This is a genomic window from Paenibacillus sp. 2KB_22, assembly GCF_052115745.1.
Lineage (GTDB): Bacteria > Bacillota > Bacilli > Paenibacillales > Paenibacillaceae > Paenibacillus.
On record NZ_JBFRHG010000005.1, the window covers coordinates 273140 to 284965 of the forward strand.

9 protein-coding genes are annotated in these 11826 nt (G+C 49.9%); 2 read left to right on the forward strand and 7 right to left on the reverse strand.

Annotated features, from left to right (window positions below; translation table 11 throughout):
• Positions 1–208 precede the first annotated feature (208 nt).
• The gene (locus tag AB4111_RS25245) at positions 209–814 is read left to right on the forward strand and encodes a class I SAM-dependent methyltransferase (RefSeq protein ID WP_442033679.1); all 606 of its coding nucleotides are present in this window, start codon (positions 209–211) and stop codon (positions 812–814) included.
• Between the two features lie 179 nt (positions 815–993).
• Here AB4111_RS25245 and AB4111_RS25250 read toward each other — a convergent pair whose 3' ends face one another.
• The 7 genes from AB4111_RS25250 to AB4111_RS25280 all read right to left on the reverse strand — a co-directional run bounded on the left by AB4111_RS25250 (position 994) and on the right by AB4111_RS25280 (position 9092).
• Positions 994–2130, reverse strand: a complete 1137-nt coding sequence (locus tag AB4111_RS25250) for a glycoside hydrolase family 88 protein (RefSeq protein ID WP_442033680.1) — start codon at positions 2128–2130, stop codon at positions 994–996.
• A gap of 57 nt (positions 2131–2187) precedes the next feature.
• Positions 2188–4152, reverse strand: a complete 1965-nt coding sequence (locus AB4111_RS25255) for a glycosyl hydrolase (RefSeq protein ID WP_442033681.1) — start codon at positions 4150–4152, stop codon at positions 2188–2190.
• Positions 4145–6136 carry a heparinase II/III domain-containing protein gene (locus tag AB4111_RS25260; RefSeq protein ID WP_442033682.1) on the reverse strand — a complete coding sequence of 664 codons (1992 nt, stop codon included), beginning with the start codon at positions 6134–6136 and terminating at the stop codon, positions 4145–4147. Before AB4111_RS25260 ends, AB4111_RS25255 begins: the two co-directional genes overlap by 8 nt.
• Before the next feature lie 252 nt (positions 6137–6388).
• On the reverse strand, positions 6389–7045 hold the full coding sequence (locus tag AB4111_RS25265) for an SGNH/GDSL hydrolase family protein (protein WP_442033683.1): 657 nt from the start codon (positions 7043–7045) through the stop codon (positions 6389–6391).
• A gap of 115 nt (positions 7046–7160) precedes the next feature.
• A complete protein-coding gene (locus AB4111_RS25270; RefSeq protein WP_442033684.1) occupies positions 7161–7967 on the reverse strand; it encodes an NAD-dependent epimerase/dehydratase family protein in 807 nt (268 codons plus the stop codon).
• 100 nt (positions 7968–8067) lie between these two features.
• Positions 8068–8397, reverse strand: coding sequence for an AzlD domain-containing protein (locus AB4111_RS25275; RefSeq protein ID WP_442033685.1), 330 nt, complete (start codon positions 8395–8397; stop codon positions 8068–8070).
• Positions 8388–9092, reverse strand: coding sequence for an AzlC family ABC transporter permease (locus tag AB4111_RS25280; RefSeq protein ID WP_442033713.1), 705 nt, complete (start codon positions 9090–9092; stop codon positions 8388–8390). Before AB4111_RS25280 ends, AB4111_RS25275 begins: the two co-directional genes overlap by 10 nt.
• Before the next feature lie 447 nt (positions 9093–9539).
• On the opposite strand from AB4111_RS25280, the gene AB4111_RS25285 reads away from it, so the two are divergent.
• Positions 9540–11540: a methyl-accepting chemotaxis protein gene (locus AB4111_RS25285; protein ID WP_442033686.1), complete on the forward strand. Its 2001-nt coding sequence runs from the start codon at positions 9540–9542 to the stop codon at positions 11538–11540.
• The last annotated feature ends 286 nt before the right edge of the window (positions 11541–11826 follow it).

Genomic DNA, 11826 nt, shown 5'->3' on the forward strand with positions numbered 1-11826 from the left:
TTTCCCCCCGATTATCATCATTTTTTTCCTTATGTTTAATGTCGGCAAGTCCTTTCCAGATGTTTAGACTTTCAGGAAATTTTCAGGGAATTCTATGGAAATTAATTTATCTTCTATTCCGGTTTCAACCGTTCATACCTGCGATTAACGTGCATAACCTATGTATATCGACTGTCTTGAACTTCTTTTAACAGGATTGGGGGAGCATATGCGTCAGCCTTTTGATTACATCGGGTATTGGGAGCAAACATATCGTTCGGGTAAGACTTCTGGGAGGGGCTCCTACGGAGTATTGGCCGAATTCAAGGCCGAAGTCGTGAACGGACTGATTCAGCGTGAAGGAATTCATCGAGTCCTTGAGTTTGGATGCGGGGATGGCAACCAGCTGCAATACATGAATTATGAGGAGTACCTGGGCGTTGATGTAGCTGCTTCTTCAGTGGAGCGTTGTGCTTCCCAATTTGCCGGGGATTCGTCCAAGAGCTTCATGCTGTATACACCAGGTCTGTGGATTAATCGGGGTTTTCTGCAAGCGGATCTCACGGTCTGTCTGGATGTGCTGTATCATATTACGGATGAAACGGATTTTCGCAATACCCTCTATGATGTTCTGCACGCTTCTACAGCATGGGTGGTCCTATATACACGTTTGAAAGAAAACGACACCCCCGGGGTTGATACCATCCAGGATCGTAATCTGTTCCATTATCTCTACGACTACCCTGATTTCAAAGTACATGAGATTATTCCGCAGCGATATCCGGATCAATCTTCGGCCGACTTTGTTATCCTGAGACGCACGCCTTCGAAGTGAGATGAATTCTTTTCATAAGGTTATCATACGCCTGTCCGCTGATCTTGATTGGTCTATCTCTGGATCAAACTTGAGTATAGGCCGCCTTCAATAGAAGGAATATCGTTCCTCCAATTGAAGACAGCCTCCGCGGACAGGTGATGATGAATTACATCGTTCTCAGTTCTCAATTCCTCTTTTTAAAATAAACCCTCACGTCCACGCAGCTTCGCCAGCGCTTCCATATAGAAATAATCGCCGTATATAATCGGCACATTCAGTCCTCGCCCTTCCGGGTAATGCACTGTTCCCTGCATGATCAGACCTTCTTCCGCTGCCGAGTCGCCGGAGCTATAGTTCTCATGCAAGCCGCGGACGATGCGCTCTCCCGCGGCGGCATAGGTTTCCCCGCGTGGCGACAGCTTCGCCAGCTCTATAAGCCCGCTTGCGGCAATCGCCGCAGCGGACGAGTCCCACGCCACCTGATGCTCCGCAGGTGCGCGGAAATCCCACACCGGCACGATCTCTTCGCCAAGCATGGCGAGGAAGAAATCGGCCGCACGCTCCGCTGTCTCCAGATATCGGGCTTCGCCCGTATACCGGAAAGACAGCGCAAACCCGTGCAACGCCCAGGCGGTGCCCCGCGCCCAGGCGGAACCTGGAGCATGGCCCTGTCCGCCATGCTCTCGCAGCTTCTGCCCCGTGTGTGGATCGAACTCCACCACGTGGCAGATGGACCCGTCAGCGCGGATGAATTCGCGCGCCACGGTGTCTGCATGTGCTTCCGCCAGCCAGCGGAAGCGAGGATCGCCGCTCTGCTCGGATGCCCAGTAGAGCAGCGGCAGATTCATCATGCTGTCAATGATGGCTACGCCGCGCGTATCCATTGCTGACGAGCTGAAGTTCCAGGCGCGGATGAACTCACCGCGCACATGGAACCGGGCAGCGAGCAGGTTGGCGGCAAGCATTCCGCGCCGCCGTCCATCCATGCTGCCCGTCTGGCGGTAGTTGGCTACGCCACTAAGCAGCCAAATGAACCCCAGATCGTGATCGACCGATTCGGGATCATGCAGACAACCTTCCAGTTGCCGCTCACAACTTTCAGCAATGCGATGCAGCGGAGCGACCGCTTCACTTTCCGGCGCATCTCCATGGACCAACCATAACAGTCCAGGCCAGAAACCTGCTGTCCACCATTCCGGATCATTCCGGTCATACGTCCCTTGCGGGGCGATGTGTGGAAATGTATCCCTGATCCGCTTTGCATTCCGAATCGTTTTCGCAGCTCCCTGTTGCCACGCTTCGTCGAGCCATTTTACCGACGTTGATGTGTTCATGAACATATCCCTCCTCGATTCAATACTGGACATCTTTGCTTGATGCTCCAGTTCGACCTAAACGCCTTCATGTGTAACCTCGCCCAATCGGATCGTAAATGACAGACTATGTGCTCCGTTCACTTCAATCCGCGCTTCTTTCAGCAACCCATTACGGGAAGCCACGGCCTGATCCTCCAGATGAATAATGGCTTCCTGATCCAGCGCTGTAGATTCGACATATGCCCCCCGATACTCCGTTCGCACACGATGATCCGTATGGGTAATCACCGCCTGTTCACGACCATCATGGAACATCAACGGTATGAGTGCACCTGCCGCCGCAATCTCTCCTTCGAATTCATACTTTATGGTCAGCAAGTCTGCCTGCTGCACATAATGAGTGCGCAATGTCTCAATTCCAGGCAAGGGACCAACCCATGTCACAGCAAAAGAATTCTTCGAGGTGTTTACTCCCTCTTCCGCCGCTCTTTCCGCCAGATGTCCCTCTACTTGATTCGGCGTATCCTGGTCCACTTTTTCATACACGATTGACCCACCTCCCTGAGCAGGGTCTAATCCAACATCCCGATCATACGCACCACCCGATGGAATACCCTCTGCAAGGCTGTGCCATACCCCATCTGGTGTCTTCCAGGCAGGACAATAGCTGAGCGGACGGACCACCCCTTCGGCAAATTCCGTGAATCCGGCCTGCACATGGCTGGCAGCGGACGGACCAATCAGACCAGGTAGCCCCGTCTGCTGAATCCGTACCAAACCAGGGATCGTATACGGATCATTCATCGCCGTGTGTAATACCAGTTGCTGGCCAGGTACGGATGCAATTACGGTTTCGAACCACCCATCGGTCTGCAAAACTCGGCTGCCCACCTCGGAAGGAAGGTACACTTCACTCACATGGTCTCCCGGATCACTGAGACAGGCGTGGGCCAGTGCTGCTGCTGTCCACAAGTTGTAACAGGTATGGTTGGTATAAACCTCATAGCCGTGGCGATCTTCTGGCGCGTATTCATTGCGCACGATTTTCAGGCGCCCATCATCCATTTTCCAGCGCTCCACAGCAGCAAAACACCGATTGGCCGCACGGGCGAATGCGCCCGCCATCACCGGATCTCCCGCCTCAAGAGCCTGCGTTGCATGTGTAGAACATACATAAGCTGCTGCCGCTTCATTCCACTGGTGCTGGGAGCTGCGACCACGCGGTGGAATCTCACCTAGCGGCGAGAGCGTCAGTAGCGTGCTGAAGGCACCATGGCGCAGCTGCTCACGTAACCTATCGGCAGTGGCTCCCTCGTAACCCGCTTCAAGCATCACCCCAAGGTGATAACGGGTGGCAATATCATAGGAAAATGGACAGTTCGGACGGTCCAGCGGTCCATCCTGATACAATCCAAGTGCCGTAAATCGAGGCACATGATAGGCTTCCAGATAACGATCCATCCACGCTGTATCTTCACTTGCCAGCTGTTCATGCCACCGCAGATATTCGCCAGAGATCATAATGGCGTTCCAGTTAATCATGCGATTGGCGTTGTTTATATTGCTCATCGTAAACACATAATCTTGTTCAGGATGAATCGTCTTGAGTGCCTCAGCCCAGATCTTTGCTTGTTCAGGCAGAAGTGACTTCAACAACATATAAGCTCTCATCATGAGCACTGGATAAAAATCAGGGTGATTGTCAGGTGCACTACGATTGACCACGGCATCAATGCTCTGAGACAGGGCTGCCGCTGCGGAGTCAAGCAGATCTGTCCGCCCCGCGTCAACCAGAACCGCCGCAGCCATCGCATACGCTGGTGTAGAATAATATCTCTCCACACCCGAGAACGGGTCGATAATTGCACCATGGTTGTCTTGATAGGGTGTGTAAGCGCGAACAATACTCTCCACAAGTGCCAACTTACGATTCCGATTCCAGCCGTCTGCCGGAGGGGGGCCCGCTTGTTCTGCCAATGTACGGTAACGTTTGAGTTCATCTTTCCATGGATACGTGGACGCAGATGTATATTTACTCATGCATGTTCACCTCGGTTTCTCCCTTTTTCGGTTCAATGATGAAGCGTACCTCACATACCGTTTCAAGTGGGTCATAACCTTCGATCCGATGATCGCTGTCGCCCACTGCCCCTATCCATGATAGTGACGTTCGATAGAATGTGACTGGAACATTGTCATGATCGACGATGTTCATTGCCTCCGTAAATACTTGCCAGTGGTTGGCATCATACACCATATGGACCGTTCCTTGTACACCTTGCCAGCAAAGGATACCGCTCTTCACCACTTCAGGCTGCACTCTGCTCATCCATCGTTCTACAACGCTTGAATATCCTGCATCTGAATCATCCGCCGAAGAGAATGGTTCTGCCGAAGACTCCCTCCTGCTCTTCCATTGAAAACGGTCAATCAGACGCAATTCTGCTCCATTACTGCTACCGCCAGAAGCCATCTTCCAATGAAATTGGCGCGTATAACGAGCCAGTGAAGCAGCTCCAGGGTATGCAGATGTCAGATCCAATGTTGTATTCAGCTCACCGCCATCCGCTGCCAGTTTTGCCTCTAACACATGGGCTTGCGCTTGCCGGCCCGAGCTTTGCTCCTGCCCTTCAATGAGCGGAACGTTATGCCCGGATGACGAGATGTGGAACAGGCGCTCTCTGCCTGGCGCAAAATACGCTTGGGTATACAACCCTGCTCCCGGATCACATAGGATATTCTCACCACCGCAATGGATAATGAACTGACCCAGATCATTATGGTTGTGAGGTTCATCGTTATGCCCGCCTTTAACGGAAATAGCCACATGAAGGGGCGCGCCGCTGGAACGTTGATTACTCGGAGAATGAAGCACCCCCTTCGCAACCATCCAGCCCAGATTTTGAAAAATAAATCCACATTCAACCTGTCCAGAGACTCCTTCATCACCGTATACTGCCGGATCGCTCCACATCACATTCCTCGCTAGATGTGCCCAGCGATGACAGGGATCATCGGTAAGCAGTGGAATATGAAGCGGCAGATCTACCTGCAATCCCACCCGGGATGCGAGCAGGGAGAGTAATCCGGAAGGAATCTCTTCCTGCTCGGCACTGTCCGAATAATTCACGAATGTGCCGCCCGACAGATGAACTCGCAACGGGAAGGCTGCGATGGCTGCTATTTTGGAACCTGTCAGCAGATCTAGTTCACCCTCACTGTACTCACGAAGCATCTCGGCATAATAGATGAAATAACCAAATCCATATACCCAATATCCAATGCCTTCAGCACAGCCGCCATCCTCGCCATAGCCGCTCAGGAATGCGTTCATACAACCGACCGTATGGGAGATCGATTCCCTCAGCGTGGTCTCATCCTCTGACAGCAACAATGCGGCCATGCCGCAGCAGCCACCACAGACCGCCGACCAATTGTGATCCGCTGTCTGCCAGTGAAACTTCTGCTGATCTCGGTAAAGCGGGGCGAAGATTCGCCGCTCTGCTTCAAACCTGATCCGTTCTATGACAAGACGATCCAGCCGATCGGCGTGAATGGTCACCATCTCTGCCAGCATATGTACTGTCTCTGCGGCGAACAGATCAATGTTTCCATTCACCTGATCGACCTCTCCCGTACCCAGATGTGCGGGCAAGCACCACGTATACTCATCACACACGTTCCACAACATTTCCTCCAGCGCTTGCAGTGCATCCGGCCTAGCCGGATCCAATGCGAGCATCGCCACAGCAGCCAACCTGCCCCTTCGATCGAAATAAGCCTGCTCATAGGCTTTCCGCTCACCCGCATCACTGAACTGGCGATATAGACGGAACGATAAGGAAGGCAAGGGTTTCTTCAAGGCGCGTTCCCCATAAGCCTTCAAGTCGGTGTATAACATAGCCAATTCAGGCCGCAACAACTTCTCTAAGAGTCTGTCAGCACTTAGGGAGCTCACTGCTTTACTCTCATTTCCACGTTGGTTTATATGTTCATGTTCGACTTCGTGAATGGAATCTTCCACTGGATTCACCACTCTTCGTTAATGGATTGTCATAACAACATTATCATGTAATCGATCTCATTTTACCGGATATGGTAGCACTTTTGAAGAATTATCCATTAGAATCCTTTCCACCACGTTACGTCCTTCTCCTTCCCAACCAAAAGAACGAAGAACCTTTGTCAGGTCCTCCGTTGCATTCCGCCTGTTACCACAGGCTTTTTATGGCTATCTCATATTCTTAACTATCTTATATCCTCATTACGTATAAGTTTACACAATCGCAAGCCGAGAATTCTGTACAACAGACAACCACTGACGTGCAATCAGCTCATGACCTGCCGCGGTTGGATGTACGCCATCCCATAACCAGTACGCTGCATCCGCCTGCTTCAGAGCATCATTAAACGTCTGCTGCAATGGCACCCACACCGCTCCGAATTCTTCCGCAAGACCTTGAGCCAGTTTCTGATATTGACCGATATACGCCTCCCAGGCTCCCCATTTCTCAGCAGTCGCCCCGGTATTCAGGATAAACGGCTCCATCAAAACCAGCCCCGTGTCCGGCATCACTTCCCGTGTCTCTTCAAGCAAATGGCGATACGCCCGTCCAAAACGATCCGTTACCCCGCTAGGTTCATTATTCATTGTGCGCCAGGCATCATTAACCCCGATTAGAATGCTGATCAGATCGGGTTTCAGACTAATGGTATCCTCATTCCAGCGTGCGTACAGATCGGATGCCCGATCCCCACTGATGCCTCTGTTATAGAAGGTCTTATGCTTGCCCGCCAGTTCCATACCCAGTTTGCTGGAGATCAGATACGCATATCCATGTCCGAGAAAATGATTCGGATCATCATTGCGTGATCTTCCCCCATCTGTAATCGAGTCTCCCTGAAACAATATAACGGATGGACTTGTACTCATGATTGAAATCGTTCCTTCCTCTTGTGCAAAATGGAAACACTGAACACCTCAGTCTCCATTTTATCCCTTTCGGCTACAATAGAAAATAGCGTTTTCATCACAAAGTGTCGCCTTCTTAAGAATCCTTCGGTTCTTTCTCCACATGGCCTCCGCCCTGAAAGGCGGTCTCATCCTGTTTATCGGGTACGCCTCTAAGTTTTGCCTCTTCCCACAGCTGGGCCGCATCATCCTGTGGACGGTATCCAATCTTCTGAGCCAGATAGCCAATATCATAGTAATTGTCTGTATTCGCTGAAGTCCCGTATAGATTCAGATACTTCATATCCGAATCCGCTTCAATACAGCATTCAGCGAGCTGGACCATGTCCCTTGGCGAGATCCAGATGTGAGCCGAGCGCTCCGAGTGCGGGTATGTATCACCGGAGAAGTTTCCAATCCGAATGTTGAAGGAGGACAGATTATATTTGTCAACGTAATACCGTCCCAACAGTTCAATATAACATTTGCTAAGTCCATAGAAGCTGTCCGGTCGGTACGGGTCATCCACTTCAATATCCTCACCAGTAGGATAGAAGCCAGTCGCATGGTTGGAACTTGCGAAGATTACCCGTTGAACACCGTTCAACCGTGCTGCTTCATACACATGGTATGCTCCGGTTACGTTGATCGGTAGAACTTTGCCCAGAAAATCTTCCTCATCCTTGGCCCATGCAATGTGCAGAACTGTGTGAATCCCCTGCATCAGTTCTTTCAGACGTTCCCCGTCTGTCACATCCATGGCTACAATGCCAGCTTGCTCATCCTCACGCAGATCTGCAGCAACGATATCATACGTACCCTTGGCTCTCAGCCCCTCCAACAGACTGCGACCAATGACTCCGGCAGCTCCTGTAATTAACAGCTTGCGCTTCCGTTCACTCATGATTCCAGCTCCCTTCGCTCAGATAGGCTATCTGTCCTTTATAGAACAGTATTAACCGATCAGGGGAAGGAATTACCGGATATTACAATAGACTTGGCAACTATACGATCCAGTATCGCAAGATCATCATAGCCACAATACCGACCAATACGGTGCCAAGCAGACTGCGTGTCCAGATCGCTACTGCAATCGTCGGCAGAGAGGCCCACAGAGCTGCATTGTGCGTAATCGGCACCAACTGGTTGTCCGACATGAACAGTTCCTGACCAATCAATGCTGCCATGACCGCTACGGGTACATACTCCAGCCAACGTAACAACCACATGGGGATCTGTATTTTGCTGAACAGCATCAGTGGCAGTACACGAGGAATAAATGTCAACAGCGCCGACCCCATAATAATCCAGAATACATCCCATCTTACTTCCATCGTTCCATGAACACTCCCATCGTTGCCGCAATGACCGCAGCCACAATGACACTCATGCTGCCCAGTGAAGCCATGCTGGCGAAGATTACACAGACCACAGCGATGATCGCCACATTAATGTGTATTTTTTTGTTTTTACGATGTACCAACTGGAGTACAACCAGTCCAATAAACATCGCTGGCAGGGCATAATCCAGACCCAGTCGTTCCGGATTGGTGATCCAGCGTCCAAAGTATGCTCCCGCCATATTAGCCACGAACCAGTTCAGATATGCGGTAATATTCAGACCGTGCATCCACCGTTCACTGAGTCTTTCCCTGCCAATGGCACGTGTCATCGCCACGCCGAAAGACTCATCCGTAAGCAATGAACCGATCCACATATTTTTAAGCGGGGTCAGATGCCGAAAATACGGTGATACAGCTGCACTCAGCAGCAAATGACGAAGATTCACGAAAAATATGGTGAACATGATGGCTAGTGCTGATCCATTCGATGCGAGCATGCCTGCTGCAATGAACTGAGCTGATCCTGCATATAAAATCAGGCTGAGCAGAGCCGTTTCTGCCAGACTCAGACCTGCGGTCATTTCAATGACACCCGCTGCAAAGCCAATACTCAAATAGCCAAGCAGCGTTGGGATACAATCTTTGACCCCTTGCATGAATGTAGCATGATCCTGGACCTCTTCCATGTTCTCCTGTCCAGATATCTGTAGTGTACTTTGGTCCAACTGCGGTACAACCCCTCTCCAATTTTTGTCTCCATCAACCGATATATATGGATGTAGATCCATTCAGGTCCATTCTTCATGAAAACAACTTCTTTGTGTATTCAACATGATCAGGTACATGCCTTGTGGATTTGGCAATTTGCAAAATTTCATTTCACATTAATTCAGAAATATACCACAAGATGTGTACTAAGGGAGAGACAGATTCCTTTTTATAGAACAGATGTAATCCTAAATACCTATAAAACCGAAAAATATTTTCATAAAACTCATAAATAATGTTGAATAAACTCGAATTTTGTCATACGATAGCACCAGAAACATCTGGAAAGGATGGAATGAACTATCTTTTACCGGATTGACTTGTCCACCAGACATAGGGATGGGTTACACAGAGGGGGAATGTGTATGAAGAAGATTAATAAACAAAGGGCCAGAAGAACGCTGCAGATGAGAGAGAAACTGATACTGTCATTTGCCATTGTTCTACTCATTCCCACAATCAGTCTGGGCATTATCTCGTTCCAAACAGCCGAGGCCAAGGTCGAAGAGAAAATGTATGAGAACGCAATTAGCAATGTTACTGTGCTCAACCAAACCATTGATCAGATCATTGGCGCAACACGTAAGAATGTTGATTTCTTGGCAAGTCAGCTGGATGCAGGCAATGTTGGACCTAACCAAGGTGACGAGACGGATACCATACGTACCTTGCTTGACGCGTATAAGGAAACCCATGATGACGTGGAACTTGCGTCTATCGGCACGGATCAAGGCGTGTATATTAACTCCCCTGTAACAGCGGTGAACAAAGAAGGATACGACCCGCGCGAACGCCCGTGGTATCAGGCTGCTACGCAGAACAAGGATGTCCCTACCGTAATCACCCCTTACATATCAAGCAATACCGGCAATGTTGTTGCTTCGGTAGCTCAGACCTCGGCAGATGGACACGGTGTCGTCTCTGTAAGTCTTTCGCTTGAGGCCCTCTCCCAGACGGTTAATTCCACAAAGATCGGTGAGAAGGGTTATGTCTATATCATTGATAATGCCAACAAAATCATTGTACATCCTACCGAAAAACCGGGAACCGAAGGAACCATGGAACCCTATAAAGATATTTTTGCACAGAAGAACGGCAGTCTGACTTATACGTTAAATGGAAGCCAGGAACACGCCTTTTTCGCCACCAATGAAACGACGGGCTGGACCGTGGTCGGTGTCATTGATAGTGGTGAAGTAACGGCATCTGTCCGGCCTATCCTGTACACCACACTTATCGTTATTGCGATTGCGATCGCTGTAAGCTCCATCATTATTTTCTGGATTGTGCAATCCATCACCAAACCACTGAACCGCTTGGTGAAGGCATCTGACGAGATTAGTAATGGTAATCTGACCATCGAGGTTGCTGTATTGGGACAAGATGAATTCGGCAAGCTGAGCACCAGTTTCAATAAAATGAGTGAATCCTTGCGAACCGTTATTCAGGACGTGCGACAGACGGCTGACGAGTTAACCACCTCTTCCACACAGTTGGCAGTCAACTCATCGGAGACAACCAAAGCAACAGAGCAAGTTGCCCTGATCACGGAAGAATCTGCAGCTGGACTTGAGAAACAAACCAGCAGCCTGAAACATACTGCACAGCAGATGAATGAGCTTGCTGGAGGTGTGGGACAGGTAACGAATAGCACACAGCAAGTATCCGAAGCTGCCATGCAAGCCAGTGAGCTTGCAGACAAAGGAAATGCCACCATGCAGACGGCCGTATCCGAGATGAGTTCCGTTAGTCGCTTTGTACAAGGCATGGCAGATACTGCTGGACGACTTGGACAGCATTCCACATCCATTGGCGAGATGGTATCTGTCATTACAGATATCGCTGCACAGACCAATCTGCTTGCTCTCAATGCTTCTATCGAAGCAGCACGTGCAGGTGAGCATGGACGTGGCTTCTCCGTTGTTGCCAGCGAAGTTCGGAAGCTCGCGGAACAATCCAGCCTGTCCGGTCAGAAGATCGTAGAGATGGTCGGAGCGATTCAACAGGAGATTGCAATGGCCAATCACAATGTACAGGTCGGGCAACAGGATGTTAGCAACGGTATCCGTGCCGTTCAGTTTGCAGATGAAGCTTTTGCCCAGATTAGTCAGGCCGTCGGGGTCGTCAATCATCAGCTTGAGAACATTGCGGCTGCCTCACAGCAGATGTCTGCAAGTACAGCAGAAGTGGTGCAATCCATTGATCAGATCCACGCGATATCGGAAACGAATGCCGATGGAACAGAGAACATCTCCGCTGCTACGGAGGAACAGGTGGCCTCCATGCAGGAGATATCTTCCTCTGCCGATTCCCTTGCCCATCTGGCCCATAAGCTGCAGAAGCTGGTGGAACAATTCAAGCTGTAATCTTTGAACTAAAGATTATTACACTGACACTACGATGACAGAACAACCTTCCAATCGCTGTTATCCCAGTTTTTCGATTCCCTTTTCCATAGGGGAAAATCCGGGGATAGCGTATGCTTTTTCAGGTTTTTTCTGTCCTCTCCGTTATCGTGTAAAAGACTGGTTCAACTTATATAACAAGTAGTCTATGATACAAAAGCCCCTTTGCCATCATATTGGCAAAGGGGCTTTTGGGTTATATTTGAGTTATAAGGAACGGGCATCCTAGAGTGGAAATGGGCCTCCT